This window comes from Micromonospora sp. M61, from assembly GCF_018070245.1.
Classification (GTDB): Bacteria; Actinomycetota; Actinomycetes; order Mycobacteriales; family Micromonosporaceae; genus Micromonospora; species Micromonospora zamorensis.
In genome coordinates this window covers 54358-70777 of sequence record NZ_JAGPYA010000003.1, presented here as the reverse complement: position 1 = coordinate 70777, position 16420 = coordinate 54358, and the positions used below count along the sequence as shown (strand labels likewise).

Annotated in this window: 13 protein-coding genes; 6 read left to right on the top strand and 7 right to left on the bottom strand. The window is 72.9% G+C overall.

The genetic code is table 11. From position 1 onward, the window contains the following. Positions 1 to 19 precede the first annotated feature (19 nt). On the top strand, positions 20 to 2545 hold the full coding sequence (gene hrpB / locus KBX34_RS02570; RefSeq protein ID WP_210923165.1) for an ATP-dependent helicase HrpB: 2526 nt from the start codon (positions 20 to 22) through the stop codon (positions 2543 to 2545). 8 nt (positions 2546 to 2553) lie between these two features. Here hrpB and KBX34_RS02565 read toward each other — a convergent pair whose 3' ends face one another. Further along, a complete protein-coding gene (locus KBX34_RS02565; RefSeq protein WP_141908726.1) occupies positions 2554 to 3279 on the bottom strand; it encodes a PP2C family serine/threonine-protein phosphatase in 726 nt (241 codons plus the stop codon). Positions 3280 to 3554: 275 nt separating this feature from the next. Here KBX34_RS02565 and KBX34_RS02560 point away from each other — a divergent pair, with 275 nt between their 5' ends. Further along, positions 3555 to 6164 (top strand): glycoside hydrolase family 9 protein, encoded by a 2610-nt coding sequence (locus tag KBX34_RS02560; protein ID WP_210923050.1) that lies wholly within the window; start codon positions 3555 to 3557, stop codon positions 6162 to 6164. A gap of 64 nt (positions 6165 to 6228) precedes the next feature. Here the strand turns inward: KBX34_RS02560 and KBX34_RS02555 are convergent, their stop codons facing one another. Beyond that, entirely contained in the window at positions 6229 to 6885 is a 657-nt protein-coding gene (locus KBX34_RS02555; protein WP_145791459.1) for an HAD family hydrolase, read from the bottom strand. A gap of 276 nt (positions 6886 to 7161) precedes the next feature. Here KBX34_RS02555 and KBX34_RS02550 point away from each other — a divergent pair, with 276 nt between their 5' ends. The 3 genes from KBX34_RS02550 to KBX34_RS02540 all read left to right on the top strand — a co-directional run bounded on the left by KBX34_RS02550 (position 7162) and on the right by KBX34_RS02540 (position 10997). Continuing rightward, the gene (locus tag KBX34_RS02550) at positions 7162 to 8064 is read left to right on the top strand and encodes a hypothetical protein (RefSeq protein ID WP_210923048.1); all 903 of its coding nucleotides are present in this window, start codon (positions 7162 to 7164) and stop codon (positions 8062 to 8064) included. A 126-nt stretch (positions 8065 to 8190) separates the two neighbouring features. Then, positions 8191 to 9441 (top strand): HNH endonuclease signature motif containing protein, encoded by a 1251-nt coding sequence (locus KBX34_RS02545; protein WP_210923046.1) that lies wholly within the window; start codon positions 8191 to 8193, stop codon positions 9439 to 9441. 275 nt (positions 9442 to 9716) lie between these two features. Then, positions 9717 to 10997, top strand: a complete 1281-nt coding sequence (locus tag KBX34_RS02540) for an MFS transporter (RefSeq protein ID WP_210923044.1) — start codon at positions 9717 to 9719, stop codon at positions 10995 to 10997. Positions 10998 to 11000: 3 nt separating this feature from the next. Here the strand turns inward: KBX34_RS02540 and KBX34_RS02535 are convergent, their stop codons facing one another. From KBX34_RS02535 to KBX34_RS02515, 5 genes are read right to left on the bottom strand one after another with little or no spacing between them, the layout of a single operon-like run. Next, positions 11001 to 11258, bottom strand: a complete 258-nt coding sequence (locus tag KBX34_RS02535; protein ID WP_088947289.1) for a UBP-type zinc finger domain-containing protein — start codon at positions 11256 to 11258, stop codon at positions 11001 to 11003. Beyond that, a complete protein-coding gene (locus tag KBX34_RS02530) occupies positions 11255 to 12826 on the bottom strand; it encodes a Na+/H+ antiporter (RefSeq protein WP_099852051.1) in 1572 nt (523 codons plus the stop codon). The genes KBX34_RS02535 and KBX34_RS02530 overlap by 4 nt, the downstream gene beginning before the upstream one ends. 38 nt (positions 12827 to 12864) lie before the next feature. Next, complete coding sequence (locus KBX34_RS02525) at positions 12865 to 13830, bottom strand: TIGR03885 family FMN-dependent LLM class oxidoreductase (RefSeq protein ID WP_099852050.1); 966 nt, start codon at positions 13828 to 13830, stop codon at positions 12865 to 12867. A 52-nt stretch (positions 13831 to 13882) separates the two neighbouring features. Then, a complete protein-coding gene (locus tag KBX34_RS02520) occupies positions 13883 to 15298 on the bottom strand; it encodes an NADP-dependent succinic semialdehyde dehydrogenase (RefSeq protein WP_210923041.1) in 1416 nt (471 codons plus the stop codon). A 12-nt stretch (positions 15299 to 15310) separates the two neighbouring features. Next, positions 15311 to 15574 carry a DUF6343 family protein gene (locus KBX34_RS02515; RefSeq protein ID WP_088947285.1) on the bottom strand — a complete coding sequence of 88 codons (264 nt, stop codon included), beginning with the start codon at positions 15572 to 15574 and terminating at the stop codon, positions 15311 to 15313. A 178-nt stretch (positions 15575 to 15752) separates the two neighbouring features. Here KBX34_RS02515 and KBX34_RS02510 point away from each other — a divergent pair, with 178 nt between their 5' ends. Next, positions 15753 to 16355 carry an antibiotic biosynthesis monooxygenase gene (locus KBX34_RS02510; protein WP_088947284.1) on the top strand — a complete coding sequence of 201 codons (603 nt, stop codon included), beginning with the start codon at positions 15753 to 15755 and terminating at the stop codon, positions 16353 to 16355. Positions 16356 to 16420: the final 65 nt, after the last annotated feature.

The following is a 16420-nucleotide window of genomic DNA, read 5'->3' as shown; positions in this document are numbered from 1 at the left end:
GCCGGTGCGAGACTGGGCCGTGCTCTCCGACGTAACCCTGGACCTGCCGGTACGCCCGGTGCTGCCGGCGATGGTCGCGGCGCTCGACGCGGCCGGCGCCGGCGTGCTGGTGGCCCCGCCGGGCACCGGCAAGACCACCCTGGCGCCGCTGGCCGTGGCCGACCGGGTGACCGGCCGGGTGGTGATCGCCCAACCCCGTCGGGTGGCGGCCCGCGCCGCCGCCCGGCGCATGGCCGAGCTGCTCGGCGAGCGGGTGGGCGAGCGTGTCGGCTACGCGGTCCGCGGTGAGCGCAAGGTGGGCCCGGCCACCCGGATCGAGGTGGTCACCACCGGCCTGCTGGTCCGGCGGCTGCACCACGACCCGGAACTGCCCGGTACGGGCGCCGTGCTGCTCGACGAGTGCCACGAACGACAACTCGACGCCGACCTCGCGCTGGCCTTCACCGTCGAGGCGCGGGCCACCCTCCGGCCGGACCTGTGGCTGCTGGCGATGTCCGCCACCCCGGACACCGACCGGTTCGCCGCGCTGCTCGGCGGGTCCGCCCCCGCCCCGGTGGTACGGGCCGATTCGGCGCTGTACCCGGTGCAGCGGATCTGGGCGCCGCCGGCGCGCCCGATCGCCCCGTCCGGGGCCGGGCCGGTGGACCGGGCCCTGCTCGACCACGTGGCCGCCACCGTCCGGCGGGCGCTGTCCGAGCGCGACGGCGATGTCCTGGTCTTCCTGCCCGGGGCCGGCGAGATAGCGGGGGTCACCGGCCGCTTGGCCGACCTGCGCGACACCGTGGCGCTGCTTCCGTTGCACGGCCGCCAACGCGGCGCCGAGCAGGACGCCGCCCTGCGTCCCGCGGACCGACGCCGGGTCGTGCTGGCCACCGCGCTGGCCGAGACCAGCCTGACCGTCCCGGGCGTACGGGTCGTGGTGGACGCGGGGCTGTCCCGGGTGCCGCGTATCGACCTGGCCCGCGGGTTGGGCGCTCTGGTCACCGTGCCGGTCTCCCGAGCCGCCGCCACCCAGCGGGCGGGCCGGGCCGGCCGGGAGGCCCCCGGGTACGTCTACCGGTGCTGGTCGGCGGCGACCCACGAGCGGCTGCCCGCCCGGGCCGAGCCGGAGATCGCCACCGCCGACCTGACCGGCTTCGCGTTGGAGCTGGCCGCCTGGGGTCGGCCCGACGGCGTCGGGCTCGCGCTGCCCGACGCCCCACCGGCCGCCGCGATGACGGTGGCCCGGGACACGCTGCACACCCTGGGCGCGGTCGACGTCGACGGCCGGATCACCACGCGGGGGCGGGCGATCGCCGCCGCGGGTGCACACCCCCGGCTGGCCCGGGCGCTGCTCGACGGCGCCGGGCGGGTCGGCGCCGACCGGGCGGCCGAGGTGGTCGCCCTGCTCGCCGAGGAGAGCGCGGCGGGCCCCGGTGACGACCTGGTCGCCGGTTGGCGTCGACTGCGAACTGGTGTCGACGCGGGCGCGACAGCCCGGTGGCGCACCGAGGTACGACGGCTACGGGCCGCCCTGCCCGCCGGCCGCACCGACTCCGTGGGCCGGGGTGGCTCGGGTGGGCTGAGCGACGATCTCGCCGCCGGGCTGCTCGTCGGTCTGGCGTACCCGGAACGGTTGGCCCGGGTGCGGCGACCGGGCGGTTCGGCGTACCTGATGACCGGCGGGACCGCCGCGGAGCTGGCGGTCGGTTCGGGGCTGGCCGGTGCCGACTGGCTGGCGGTGGCCGTCGCGGACCGCACCCCCGGCGCGCCGTCGGCGCGGATCCGCCGGGCCTCGCCGGTGGACGAGGCGACGGCCCGGGAGGCAGCCGGCCCGCTGCTGCGCACGAGTCGGGAGGTCGGCTGGTCCGACGGCGACGTGGTGGCCCGGGAGGTGACCCGGCTCGGCGCGATCGAGCTGGTGCAGCGGCGGCTGGACCGACCGGACCGCGCGGAGGTGGCCGCGGCGTTGCTGACCGGCCTGCGTCAGGAGGGTCTGGGGCTGCTGCCCTGGACCCCGGCGGCCCGGGCGCTGCGGGAGCGGCTCGCGTTCCTCCGACACCATCTTGGTGCCCCGTGGCCGGACGTCAGCGACGAGGCGCTGCTCGACGCCGCACCCACCTGGCTGGGACCGGAGCTGGCCGCCGCCCGGCGCCGCGCCGACCTGGCGCGGGCGGACGTGACGTCGGCGCTGCGCCGGCTGCTGCCCTGGGCGCAGGCCGCCCGCTTGGACGAGCTGGCCCCGGAGCGGATCGAGGTGCCGAGCGGTTCGCGGATCCGGGTGGACTACACCGACCCGACCGCGCCCGTGCTCGCGGTGAAACTCCAGGAGACGTTCGGCTGGTCGGTGGCGCCACGCGTCGGCGACGGGCGGGTGCCGGTGCTGCTGCACCTGCTCTCCCCCGCCGGCCGGCCGGTGGCGGTGACCGCCGACCTGCCGTCGTTCTGGCGCACCGGCTATCCGCAGGTCCGTTCCGAGTTGCGCGGGCGCTATCCCCGGCACCCGTGGCCGGAGGATCCGGGAACGGCGACGCCCACCCGCCGCGCCACACCACGGCGGCGCTGAGCGCCGGCCTATTCCTCCACGACGTCGGCCACCACGACGGTGACGTTGTCCGGTGCACCGGCGTGCAGTGCCAGATCGATCAGCTTGCCGACGCACTCCGACCGCTCCGGGTAACCGGTGAGCACCTCGGTGAGGGTGTCCGGACGGACGACGTTGGACAGACCGTCGCTGCACAGCAACCAGCGGTCGCCGGCCCGGGGCACCATCGTCGCGTACGACGGGGAGATCTCGTCGCCCTGCAACGCCTGGGTGACCACCGCCCGCCGCGGGTGGCTGCTGGCCTGGTCCGCGGTGATCACGCCCTGGTCCACCAGCATCTGGACGAACGTGTCGTCCCGGGTGACCTGCTTGAGCACGCCCTCGCGGAACAGGTAGGCCCGGGAGTCGCCGACGTGCGCGAGGGCCAGGCAGCTGCCGGTACGGGCGAAGAGCAGGGCGGTCAGCGTGGTGCCCATGCCCTGCCGCTCGGAGTCCTCGGCGACCGCCTGCCGGATCCGGGAGGTGGCCAGCGCGATGCCACCCTCCAGCGCGGCCACCAGCGCGTCCTCGGGAGTCTCCACATCCAGCGGGGCGACCGCGTCGATGGTGAGGGCGCTGGCCAGGTCACCGGCGGCCATCCCGCCCATGCCGTCGGCGACGGCGACGAGCCAGGTGCCGGCGTGCAGGGCGTCCTGGTTCCCGCTGCGGATCAGCCCACGGTCGCTCGTTCCCACGGAACGCAGCTTCAGGGTCATGGGAGGCAGCCTGCCAGGCGAAGGGCGCAGTTGTCTCTAGGAGATCAGGACGACGGCGCGTGGCGCGGCCAATCTCACGTCCGGATGGCGGCGCGTCGGGGGACGCCGGTCGGGCTGACCGCCCTCGTCGGATGCTGAAACCCATCCAACCAGATCAATTGACATGGCGTACCGGCACTGGAAACATCGAGCCGACACCTGGGAGCGCTCCCAGGTCATTTCCGCCCCACCGTGCCACCACCAATGTCCCACTTTCCGTCCCGGAAGGACTCCCCGTGACGCCATCCCGACGCCGCCTCCTGCTGGCCGCGGCGACCACCCTGGCCCTCACCGGCGCGGGCGCCGGCGCGGCCCACGCCGACCCACCACCGGACGCCCCCGAGCAGATCGACAACGGCGACTTCAGCGCCGGAGTGAGCCCCTGGTTCTCGTTCGGCACCGGCCCTCTCGCGGTCACCGACGGCCGGCTCTGCACCACCGTCACGGGTGGGCTGGCCAACCCCTGGGACGCCGGCATCGGCCAGGACGGGGTGCCGCTGATCGCGGGCGCCGAATACACCCTCGGCTTCGCCGTCTCCGCCACCCCGGGCGCCGCGGTCAAGGCCGTGCTGCAACTCGGCAGTGCCCCCTACACGACGTACGCGGCCGTGGACGCCAGCGCGACCGGCACCGCCCAGCGGGTCGAGCAGACCTTCACCGTCCCGGACGACAACCCGAACGCACAACTGATCTTCCAGGTCGGCGGCTCTCCCGAGACGCAGACCATCTGCCTGGACGACGTCTCGCTGCGCGGCGGTGAGCCGCCCGAGCCGTACGAGCCGGACACCGGCCCACGGGTGCGGGTCAACCAGGTCGGCTACCTGCCGGGCGGCCCGAAGGACGCCACCGTCGTCACCGAGGCCACCGAGGCGCTGCCCTGGCAGCTTCGCTCGGCCGCCGGCGCCGTCGTGGCCAGCGGCAGCACCACCGCCCGTGGCGTCGACGCCGCCTCGGGGCAGAACGTGCAGACCGTCGACTTCTCCAACTACCGCACCCCCGGCACCGGGCTCACGCTCACCGTCGACGGCGAGACCAGCCACCCGTTCGACATCTCCGGGACCCTCTACGACCAGCTGCGCTCCGACTCGCTGCAGTTCTTCTACGCCCAGCGCAGCGGCATCGCCATCGACGGTGACCTGATCGGCGACGAATACGCCCGCCCCGCCGGCCACCTCGGCGTGGCACCCAACCAGGGCGACACCAACGTGCCCTGCCAGCCGGGCGTCTGCGACTACTCCCTGGACGTGCGCGGCGGCTGGTACGACGCGGGCGACCACGGCAAGTACGTGGTCAACGGCGGCATCGCCACCTACCAACTGCTCAACACGTTCGAGCGGACCAGGACGGCGGCCACCGCGGCCGGCGGCGCCGCGCTGGGTGACAGCACCCTGCGCGTCCCCGAGCGCGGCAACGCCGTGCCGGACATCCTCGACGAGGCCCGCTGGGAGCTGGAGTTCCTGCTGCGCATGCAGGTGCCGGCCGGCAAGCCGCTCGCCGGCATGGTCCACCACAAGATCCACGACCAGAACTGGACCGGGCTGCCGCTCGCCCCGCACGACGACCCGCAGCCGCGCGAGCTGCACCCGCCGTCGACCGCGGCCACCCTCAACCTGGCCGCCACCGCCGCCCAGTGCGCGCGGCTCTTCGCCCCCTACGACGCGGCGTTCGCCAGCCGCTGCGGCACTGCCGCGAAGACGGCCTACGCCGCGGCCAAGGCCCACCCCACGGTGTACGCGAGCCCGACCGACGGCACCGGCGGCGGCGCGTACGACGACACGAACGTGACCGACGAGTTCTACTGGGCGGCGGCCGAGCTGTACCTCACCACCGGGGCGCAGACCTACGTGACCGACCTGACCGCGTCGCCGCACCACACCGGTGACGTGTTCGACCCGCGCGGCTTCGGCTGGCAGAGCGTTGCCGCGCTGGGCCGCCTCGACCTGGCCACAGTGCCGAACGGGCTGCCCGCCGCCGACCTGGCCCGCGTCCGCGCCTCGGTCACCGCCGCCGCCGACAGCTACCTCGCGGAGCTGCGCCGACAGGCGTACGGGCTGCCGATGCCCGGTGACGCCAACAGCTACTTCTGGGGCGGCAACAGCAACGTCATCAACAACGCCGTGGTGCTGGCCACCGCGTTCGACCTGACCCGCAACCCCGTCTACCGGGACGGTGCCGTTCAGGCCATGGACTACATCCTCGGTCGCAACGCCCTGAACATCTCCTACGTCACCGGGTGGGGCGAGCACGCCGCGCAGAACCAGCACAGCCGGATCTTCGGCCACCAGCTCGACCCGAACCTGCCCCGACCGCCCGCCGGCTCCCTCGCCGGTGGCCCGAACGCCGCCCTGCAGGACCCGTTCGTGGCGCAACTGCTCGCCGGCTGCAAGCCGATGTTCTGCTACGTCGACGACATCAACTCGTACTCGACGAACGAGGTGGCGATCAACTGGAACTCGGCGCTGGCCTGGATCTCCTCGTTCCTGGCCGACCAGGGTGACGCCGGCGCGGTGCCGGCCACCACCTGCTCGGTGAACTACACCAACTACGGTGCCTGGCAGGGCGGCACCGGGTTCACCGCCCAGCTGACCATCCGCAACACCGGTGCCACGGCCGTCAACGGCTGGAGCGTGCGGTTCGCGTTCACCGGCGACCAGCGGGTCCGCGAGGCGTGGCTGGCGAAGGTCACCCAGGCCGGCTCGACGGTGACCGCGCGCAACGAGTCGCACAACGCCAAGATCGCACCCGGCGGCACTGTGACGTTCGGCTTCAACGCGACGACGGCCGGCGGCGCCAACCCCGCTCCCGGCCTGATCACGGTCAACGGCGGAGCCTGCAGCCTCTCCTGACCCACTGCTGGTGGCCGCCCTCCCCGGGCGGCCACCACGCTCGCATGATCACGCGGCCGGCGGGTCAACCGCCGGCCGCGTTGTGCTTCGCGACCAGAGTGGAGAGTTCGTCCAGCGAGTCGATCCGGAACAGGCACCGTTCGGACACGGCCGGCATGTCGAGGATGTGCCCCCACGGTGAGCGCCGGATCAGGCACGTCTTCATCCCGGCCTCCTGAGCCGGGCGGGCGTCGTTGTCGGGTCGGTCGCCGACGTACAGAATCGACGACGCGTCACCGCCGCCCTCACGAACGACCCGCTCGAAGAAGGCCGGTGACGGCTTCGCCACCCCCCAACCGTGCGACGTGCCGATCAGGTCGACAGGTAGGTCGAGCGCCCGAAGGGTCGACTCGGCGTGCGCTGGCTGGTTGCCGGCCAGGCCCACCACCAGACCCTGCTCCCGCAACGAGGTCAGGCACGGTCGTGCGTCCGGGTAGAGGTCCTCTTCGCCGAACGACTCCGGCTGACCGGCGGCCGCGCGGCGCTCCAACTCGACCGCGAGATCGAAGTCCGGCCGGAAGGCCCGGAACGTCTCCTGATAGTCCAGGCCCCGGGCGATCACCGCACCGAAGACCGCCGAGAACGTGTGCCGTGGAACGCCAAGCCAGTCGGCCCAGGCGGCGAACTCGTGGGACTCGTCGAGAATCGTCCCGCCGACATCGAAGAAAATCGCATTGATCACGTGCATCCCCCGTCACTGTCGTTGTCGGTGGATCATAGGCAGCGGCACGACCGGCCACCAGGACTCCATGATCACTTGATGGTGAGCAGCTGGAACAACTCGACTTCCGCTACTGACCACCATGTGATCGAGGGCAGGCGGCGGTGTGCCGCTCCGCACGAGCGTTCGGGGCGAGCGGGCCTCCGGCTGGCGCTGTCGAGCTGATGACGCAAACGATTCACCGGGCGCGCAGCAAAACCGATGGATCGGACGCGCCGAGTGAGCCATGGTGACGCCATGGATGACGGCGAACTGGCCGGGGCGGAGCGTCGGGTGTGGGCGGCGATGCCGGTGGGAACGCGGACCGCGCTGACCGGACTGTCCAGCGCAGACCTGAGCAGTCTGCTGTTGAGCGTGGCCCGCGACCGGGCGGCGACCGCGCGTCCATCCGACGCGGTACGACGGTGGCGCCAGGACCGCTTCGTCCGCCCCGCCCGCACCGACCCGCGCGCGCTCGCACGGGTGGAGGCCCGGATGTGGCAACTGCTGCCCGCCGACGTCGCCGGAGTGGAACTGTCGCCGGTCGTACCGGTCGGCACCTGCTCGGCGGTCGCACCGGTCAGCCAGAACAGGATCGTCACCACGATGCGCGCCAGCGAGGTACTGAGCGATCCCACCAACGCCCTCGCCATCGAGGCGGCCGTACGTCGCCGCCGACAGAGCGAGGTGCACCTGGCCGCCGCCCATCGGGTGCTGAGGGCGCAGGATTTCGGCAACGACGCGTCGGCTCACTTCCGGCTCTTCGCCCTAGTGTCCAGCGCCCGCGACACTGGTTCGGGCGGCACGCAGGCCCGGTTGCTCGTCCGACACCTCACCTACTGGCGGGCCGTCCTCGCCGAGCTGGCGCCGGCCGTCGCGCCTCAGCTGCACGTCACCACCTTCGACGATCGGACCGTCCGAGAGCGGCTGGCCGACACCGTCCGACCGGCACTCGACGGGGGTGCGGTGCCGCTCGTGGATGAACCGGAGCGGTCTCGCGGTCGCGGCTACTACACGGGGTGCGCCCTGCGGATCACTGTCCTGGGCGGCAGCCTGGAGGTCGGTGACGGCGGCCTCACCGACTGGACCGCCCGGCTGAGCGGTGACGCAAAGGAACGCTGCCTCGCCACCGAACGCCTCGTCGACTCCATCAGCCGTTGAGCCGGGCCGGGCGACGACCACCTTGCCCACCGTCCGAGCGGCCACTCATCTCCACCGCCGGAAGCCGCCGAGCTTGGCCTGCTGACCGAACCCGAAACTGTCGTACAGCTGTTCTATTCTCGTTCCATGTTGGAGGAGTTGACGCATGCGGAGACGGCGGTCGCCAACTGCCTCGACGCACCGGCGTGGGCTCTTCCGGAGCACGACCTCGTCGCGGCACTCGACGCCGCGCACCGACTCGAGCAACGCCTGGCCGCGGTCAAGCTGGACCTCGTGCGGGAGCTGGACGGTCGAGGCACCGGGACCACGCAGGGCGCATCCTCGACGGTGGTGTGGCTTCGGGACCGGCTGCGGCTCAGCGTCTCCGCCGCTCGCCGGCTGGTCGATCTCGCCGGTGCGTTGGACGCCGGAGCGCCAGGCGTGCGCGCTGCTCTGGCCAGCGGTGATATCAGCGTCGAGCAGGCCCGGGTCATCGGCGACACGGTCAGCACGGTGCACACGGCCGCCGGCGCCGAGGCGGCCGGGAAGGCGGCCGGCGTCCTGGTCGAGTGGGCCGGGCAGTTCGAGCCGACCCTGCTGCGCAAGCTGGGCACCCGCATCCTCGATCACGTCGCCCCGGAGGTCGCCGAAGCCGCCGCCCGGGCGGCGCTGGAGGCCGAGGCCCGCCGAGCCAGCCGGGATCGCCATGTCACGCTGTCCGAGCTGTCGGACGGCCGGCTGCGGCTGGCCGGCAGCCTGGACGCTGAGGCGGCCGGCCTGCTGCGCGCCGCGATCGACCCCCTGACCGCACCGTCCGGTCCGGACGATCCGCGTTGTCCCGGGCAACGCCGGCACGACGCGCTCGCCGACCTCTGCCGGCTTGCCCTGCGCACCGGCGACTTGCCCGAGCACGGCGGCGACCCCGCCCAACTCGTCGTCACCACAAGCTTCGAGACGTTGGCCCGGCAGCTCGACGCCGGCACTCTCGACACCGACCTTCGGCTCACCCCGGAGACCGTTCGCCGGCTCGCCTGCGACGCGGCGATCCTGCCCGCCGTCCTCGGCGGCGCCGGCCAGACGCTCGACGTGGGCAGGCAGCGTCGGCTCGTCAGCGGCCCCCTGCGACGCGCCCTGGTCCTGCGCGACCGCGGCTGCGCCTTCCCGGGCTGCGACCGCCCGCCCCGCTGGTGCGACGCCCACCACATCCACCACTGGGCCGACGGCGGCAGCACGAGCCTGGCCAACGCCGTGCTGCTCTGCGCCCACCATCACCGACACGTCCACCGTGGCGAGTGGACCGTCCGGCTCGGCGGCGACGGTCGGCCCGAATTCGTCCCGCCGGCCTGGCTCGATCCCGACCGGCTCCCCCGCCGCAACCAGTACCACCGGCGAACGTGACCCATCACTGGTCCGACCCCGCCAAACAAGCCTGCGCCGCCGAACAAGCCTGCCCGCCGAAAAGGTCGACGCCGCCGGACAGGCGCGCAGCGCGAGCAGGCGCGCAGCGCGAGCAGGCGCGCAGCGCGAGCAGGCGCGCAGCGCGAGCAGGCGCGCAGCGCGAGCAGGCGCGCAGCGCGAGCAGATCAAGAGCCGGCAGGCGACCCGGAGGGGCTGTGACGGGCACCGCACTGTGCGGGGCATCGACGAGCAGGTGGCGGCTCTAGGGTCGGTGGATGGGCACCACGGCGGAGGTTCGCGGCCGTTGGCGGTCGCTGTCGCCGCTGCCGCCGCCCGGTCGGCTGCGCACCCTGTCGCTGGCCACCCTCGCCAACACGGTCGGCACGGGGCTGTGGGTGACGGGTGCGGCGCTCTTCCTCACCCGCGCCGTGGGGCTGACCCCGACCGAGGTGGGGCTCGGGCTCACTCTCGCCGGCCTGGTCGGGCTCACTGCCAGCGTGCCGCTCGGCGGGCTCGCCGACCGACGTGACCCCCGGAGCCTCCGCGCCGTCCTGCAACTGGCGCAGGCGGTTGTCGCCGCCGCGTACCTGCTGGTCGACTCTTTCCCGGTCTTTCTGCTGGTGGCCACACTGGACGCTCTGCTGATCTCCGGCAACCTCGCCGTCCGCGCCGCGCTGGTCGCGGCGGTGGGCGGCCCCGAGGGCCGGGTGTACGCCTTCGCCACCTTGCGCGCGGTGGCCAACCTGGGCGTGGCGCTCGGTGCGGGGCTGGCCGCGTTCGCGCTGGTGGCGGACACCGGGTGGGCGTACCGACTGCTGGTGCTCGGCAACGTCGGCACCTATCTCGTCTCGGCGGCGCTGATCATGCGGCTCCCGGCGTACCCGCCGGCCCGGCGACCACTGCGGCAGCGAGCCGGCCGGGCGTTGCGCGACGGGCCGTTCCTCGCGGTCGCCGGCGCCTCGGCGGTGCTCTCCGTGCACCACGTGGCGTTGACGCTGGTGCTGCCGCTGTGGGTGGTCGCGCACACCGATGCGCCTCCGGTGACGGTTTCCGCCCTCCTGCTGGTCAACACGCTGCTCACCGTGCTGCTCGCCGTACGGCTCAGCGGGAGCGCTCGGCACGCGGCGCCGGCGGCGACGACGATGCGCCGGGCGGGGTTGGTGCTCGCGGCCGGGATGCTGCTCTGGGCCGCGACCGCCGTCGTGCCCACCGCGGTGGCGATCGGCCTGCTGCTGGCGGCGACGGTGATCTACACCATGGGCGACCTGTGGCACGCCGGGGCCGGGGCGGCGCTGGCCTACGACCTCGCCGCCCCGGACGCCCTCGGCGCCTACCAGGGGGTCGACGGACTGCTCGCCGGGCTGGTCCGCGCTGCCGGCCCGGCCCTGCTGACCTGGTTGATCATCGACGGTGGCCCGGTCGGCTGGCTGGCGCTGGCGGGGTTGCTCGCGCTCACCGGCCTCGCCGTACCGCCGCTCACCCGCCGCGCCCTGGCCGACCGCGCCGACCGCGCTGACCGCACCGATCGCGCTGACTGGTCACCGCACCCGGTCTGACCGTCAGCCGATCTCCTCGTCGACGAAGCACCATCGCCAGGCCTCGCCCGGCTGCGCCGAGCGGATCACCGGGTGGCCGGTGGACGCGAAGTGCTTGCTCGCGTGCTGGTTCGGCGACGAGTCGCAGCAGCCGACCTGCCCACAGCTCAGGCAGGTGCGCAGGTGCACCCAGTAGGTCTCGCCGATGGCGACGCAGTCCTCGCACTCGTCGGGGGTGCGCGCCTCGGCGGCACCCGCCTCGGTCAGGTGCTGACAGCTCACTTCCCTGCCTCCCTCAGCAACGACTCCTCCAGGTCCAGATCACGATAGGCCTGCACCAGCACCTCCTCAGGGATCCGACCGGAGTCCCGGGCAGCCCGGAACACATCCCGCTCGGCGTCGATCATCTCTTGTCGCAACCGACCGTACGCCTGCGACGGGGTCTCCCGCTCGGTGCCACCGAGCCGTTCCCAGGCCATGTTGGTGCGGTCCTCCACCGCTCGGCGCAGCCGGTCCACCACCGCGTCAGGTGCGCTGTCGGCCAGCTCGTCGAGACGCTCCTGGGCAGCCCGGCTGGCCTGCTGCTGCACACCGGCCGCGGACAGCGCGTCCTGCACCGGGTCGTCCTGCGGCAGCTTCAACCGACGGGCGACCAGCGGCAGCGTGGCGCCCTGGCCGACCAGCGTGAAAACGATCACCGCGAAGGCCAGCCAGATGAGCAACGCCCGGGGGTACGGCTCGCCGTCGGCCAGGGTCAGCGGCAGCGCGAGCGCGGCGGCCAGGGTCACCACGCCGCGCATCCCGGCCCAGCCGATGATGATCGGCAACTTCGGCGACGGCCTGGGGTCGCGTCGGCGGACGCGGGGCACCAACCGGGCCAGGTAGGTGGCCGGGAAGAGCCAGATGAACCGGGTCAGGAAGACGGCGGCGAGCACCGCGAATGTGGTGATGACGAGCGAGCCGACCGGTTCGTCGAGGTCGTGCAGCACCTCCCGCAGCTGGAGCCCCACCAGCAGGAAGACCAGGCCCTCCAGCAGGAACCGGACCAGCCGCCAGAACGCGCCGATCTGCAACCGGGATGCCGCCGACAGCAGCTGCGGCAGCTTGTGCCCGAGCACCAGACCGGTGACGACCACCGCGACCACACCGGAGGCGTGCAGGTGCTCGGCGGTGAACACCACCGCGAACGGGATGATCAACGACAGCGCGTTGTCCAGCAGAGGGTCGGTGATCCGCCGGTGCAGGAAACCGAAGACAAACGCGCCGAGCGCCCCGATCAGGATCCCGCCGCCGGTGGCCCGCAGCACCTCGACGGCGACCTCGGCCGTGCCGACCGCAGATCCGATGGTGGCCATCGTCGCGACCCGCAGCAGCACCAGCGCGGTGGCGTCGTTGACCAGGCTCTCCCCCTCCAGGATGGTGACGACCCGGCGGGGCAGGCCCACCCGCCGGGCCACTGCCGTGGCGGCCACGGCGTCCGGCGGGGCGACCACCGCGCCGAGGGCCAGGCAGATCGCGAACGGCAACTGCGGCAGCAGCAGGTGCAGCACCAGCCCGACCACGAACGCGGTGAACAACACCAGGCCGACCGCGAGCAGCAGGATCGGCCGGATGTTGTTCTTGAACGCCGGCACCGAGGTCTCCAGTGCGGCCACGTAGAGCAGCGGCGGCAGGATGCCGATCAGCACCAGCTCGGGGTCGAGTTCCACCTGGGGGAAGCCCGGTACGAACGAGAGCGCCAGACCGAGCACGACCAGCACGATCGGCGCGAGCAGGCCGAGCCGGCGGGCCAGCGCGGCACCCAGGGTGGCGATCGCCAGGAAGACGACGACCGGAAACAGGCTTTCCATGGGGTACGAGCCTAGGGGTCCGTCGGTTGAGCCCTCGATCAGCCGGCCGGGCGCAACTTCGGCAGCACCTCCGCGCCGAACGCGTCGATGAAGCCGCGCTGCTCCTGCCCGACGTGGTGCAGGGCGATCTGGTCGAAGCCGAGTTCGACGTACTCTTCCAACCAGCCGACATGCCGACCCAGGTCCGCGGACACGTTGACCACCTCGGCGACCCGCTGCGCCGGCACGTCCGCGGAGACCACGTCGAAGTGCTCGACGGTCTCCAGGTCCCAGCAGACCGGCGGGGCGAAGACGTTGCTGCGCCACTGGTCGTGGGCGATGGCCTCGGCCTGCGCCTGCTCAGACGCCCAGGAGACGTGCACCTGCAGGTGCAGTGGCCCGCGCCCACCGGCGTCCCGGTACGCGTCGATCATCTCGCGCAGGTGTGCCTTCGGCGCGTTCACGGTGATCAGCCCGTCCGCCCACTCGGCGCACCAGCGGGCGGTGGCCACGCTGACGGCGGCGCCGACCAACGCGGGCGGCTGCTCCGGGCGGGTCCACAGCCGGGCTCGGTCCACCCGGACCAGGCCGTCGTGGCTGACCTCCTCGCCGGCCAACAGCGCGCGGATCACGTCCACGCACTCGCGCAGCCGGGCGGCGCGTACGTCCTTGCGCGGCCACGGGTCGCCGGTGATGTGCTCGTTGCTGGCCTCGCCGGTGCCCAGCGCCGCCCAGAACCGGCCTGGGTACATCGCGCCGAGCGTGCCGATCGCCTGCGCGATGATCGCCGGGTGGTACCGCTGGCCGGGCGCGTTGACAACACCGAACGGCATGCCGGTGGCCTGCAACGCGGAGCCCAGCCAGGACCAGGCGAAGCCGGACTCGCCCTGCCGCGCGCTCCACGGCGAGAAGTGGTCGGAGCACATGGCCGCGTCGAAGCCTGCCCGCTCGGCGTGCATCACCGCCTCCAACAGGGCGCGTGGACCGATCTGCTCATGCGAGGCGTGAAAACCGAACGACGTCATGGGCACACTTCCTACCCACGACGGCACCGGCTGACGCGTGCCGCGCCCCGAACTACTCGGCGTGCGCCCCGGCGCCGGCCGAGGCGGCGCCCTCACCCACCCAGACCGTCTTGGTGTTGCAGAACTCCCGCATGCCCAGCGCCGACAGCTCGCGCCCGTAGCCCGAGTTCTTCACACCACCGAACGGCAACTCCGGGTAGGACGTCGTCATGCCGTTGATGAAGACGTTGCCCGCGTCGAGGTCCGTGGCGAAGCGCTCCTGCTCGGCCGGGTCCCGCGTCCAGGCGTTCGAGCCGAGCCCGAAGCTGGTGCCGTTGGCGACCTCGATCGCTTCCTCGTACGACGAGACCCGGAACAGGCCGGCGACCGGGCCGAAGACCTCCTCGGACCACATCCGCATCTGCGGGGTGAGGTCGGTGACCACTGTGGGCGGGTAGAACCAGCCGTCGCCGCTTGGCAGCTCGCCACCGCAGAGCACCGTCGCGCCGTTGTCCACGGCGTCCTGGACCTGGGCGTGCACCTCGTCACGGCCCCGCTCGCTGGCCAGCGGCCCCACGTCGGTGTCCGGGTCCATCGGGTCGCCGACCCGCAGCGCGGCCATGTTCGCGGCGAACTTCTCCGCGAAGGCGTCGAACACGTCGGTGTGCACGATGAACCGCTTCGCGGCGATGCAGGACTGGCCGTTGTTCTGGCAGCGGGCCGTGGTGGCCACCTCGGCGGCCCGGTCCACGTCGGCCGAGGGCATCACGACGAAGGGGTCGCTGCCGCCGAGTTCGAGGACGGTCTTCTTCAGCTCCCGTCCGGCGATCTGGGCGATGGACCGGCCGGCCGGTTCGCTGCCGGTGAGCGTGGCGGCGCGCACCCGGGGGTCGCTGAGGATCCTCTCGACGGCCTCCGAGCCGACCAGCACGGTGGTGAAGGCCCCCTCGGGGAAGCCGGCCCGCCGAAACACGTCCTCCAGCAGCAGCGCGGTCTGCGGCACGTTCGAGGCGTGCTTGAGCAGGCCGGTGTTGCCGGCCATCAGCGCCGGCGCGGCGAAGCGCATCACCTGCCAGAGCGGGAAGTTCCACGGCATCACCGCGAGCACCGCACCGATCGGCTGGTAGCGGATGAACGCTCGGGTCGCCTTCACGGCGTCGGCGTCGGCCGGCTCGTCGGCGAGGAACGCCGGGGCCTTGTCGGCGTAGAAGCGGGCGGCCGTGGCGCACTTCGTCACCTCGGCCTGCGCCGACACGTAGGTCTTGCCCATCTCCGTGGTCATGATCCGGGCGATCTCGTCGCGCTCGGCGTCGAGCAGGTCGGCGGCGGCGTTCATCCACTGGGCGCGCTGGTCGACGGTCGTCTCCCGCAACTGCTGGTACGCGAGGTCGGCGCGCTCGATGGCACCGTCGAGTTGCTCGGTGGACATCGCCTCATAGGTCTTGAGCACCTGGCCGGTGGCGGGGTTGGTGGTGGCGATGTGGGGCATCTCGTCCTCCTGTCACTCGAACAACGAGTGTCGTACGCCCGGCTCCTCGCGGCGGCGGGCGGCGCGGCGGCGCTGGATCACGACCAGGTCGACCACGGCGACCACAGCGAAGATCGCACAGACGACGCCCAGCCAGGCGATGCCGGCCCAGAATGCCAGCACCGCGAAGAGCACCATGATCACCAGCCCGAAGCTGGCGAGGGTGAGACGGAGGTTCAGCGCGCTGTTCGCGTGGCCGACCGTGCCACGGGCGCGCCGGGGCTGCGATCTCGTCATGCTCAGGGACCTACCCCCGATCGCCAGCGTTAACCGGCCTCGGACACCTCGGTCGGTCGCGAACGACCACCGACAGGTTCCGGCCGGTGGCCTGCACGGGCGGGCGGCACCGGAGCGCGCCGGTGTGCTCGATTACATCCGTTCGCGTCGTGGCCCCTGCCGACCGCAGGATGGACGCATGTCATTGACCCTCGCCGTGCCGGTGACCGTCGCCATCGCCCGCCGTGTCGACCCGGCACGGTCCAGCGAGATGGTGGCGTGGATGCGGGCCGGCACCGCGTTGGCCGAGGCGTTCCCCGGGTTCCTCGGCGCCGGCTGGGTGCAGAGCGGCCCCGGTTCGCCGGAGTGGCACATGCTCTACCGCTTCGCCGACGCCGAGACGCTGCACCGGTGGGAGGAGTCGCCGCAGCGGCACTGGTGGCTCAGCTCGGCGCAGGGCATCGTCGAGCACACCCGGGTCGAGCGGCGTACCGGGATCGAGGGCTGGTTCGACCCTCCGCTTGAGCACTCGGTGGACCCGGTCGAGCCGGTCGGCCCGGTCGGGCCGACCACGCCTCCGAGGTGGAAGCAGGCGGTGACGATCTGGCTGGCGTTCTTTCCGCTGAGCCTCAGCGCCACCCTGCTGACCAGCCGTTTCCTCGACGCGGTGCCGCTGGCGGCACGGGTGCTGCTGATGACCCTCTGCCTGACCCCGCTGATGACCTATCTCGTGCTGCCCCGGATCACCCGGGCGCTGCACTGGTGGCTGCACGGTCAGCCCGCGCCCTGGCGGGCCTTATAGCACCCCGCTGGCACCAGCGTCGGCGCTCTGCCGCATACCCGACAGCACCTCCCCGGCACACCACG

Excerpts from the sequence above, each read along its gene's own strand:
- KBX34_RS02565 (WP_141908726.1), bottom strand. The coding sequence starts at position 3,279 with ATGACCCTGAAGCTGCGTTCCGTGGGAACGAGCGACCGTGGGCTGATC.
- KBX34_RS02550 (WP_210923048.1), top strand. The coding sequence starts at position 7,162 with ATGGATGACGGCGAACTGGCCGGGGCGGAGCGTCGGGTGTGGGCGGCG.
- KBX34_RS02545 (WP_210923046.1), top strand. The coding sequence starts at position 8,191 with ATGTTGGAGGAGTTGACGCATGCGGAGACGGCGGTCGCCAACTGCCTC.
- KBX34_RS02540 (WP_210923044.1), top strand. The coding sequence starts at position 9,717 with ATGGGCACCACGGCGGAGGTTCGCGGCCGTTGGCGGTCGCTGTCGCCG.
- KBX34_RS02530 (WP_099852051.1), bottom strand. The coding sequence starts at position 12,826 with ATGGAAAGCCTGTTTCCGGTCGTCGTCTTCCTGGCGATCGCCACCCTG.
- KBX34_RS02525 (WP_099852050.1), bottom strand. The coding sequence starts at position 13,830 with ATGACGTCGTTCGGTTTTCACGCCTCGCATGAGCAGATCGGTCCACGC.
- KBX34_RS02520 (WP_210923041.1), bottom strand. The coding sequence starts at position 15,298 with ATGCCCCACATCGCCACCACCAACCCCGCCACCGGCCAGGTGCTCAAG.
- KBX34_RS02515 (WP_088947285.1), bottom strand. The coding sequence starts at position 15,574 with ATGACGAGATCGCAGCCCCGGCGCGCCCGTGGCACGGTCGGCCACGCG.
- KBX34_RS02510 (WP_088947284.1), top strand. The coding sequence starts at position 15,753 with ATGTCATTGACCCTCGCCGTGCCGGTGACCGTCGCCATCGCCCGCCGT.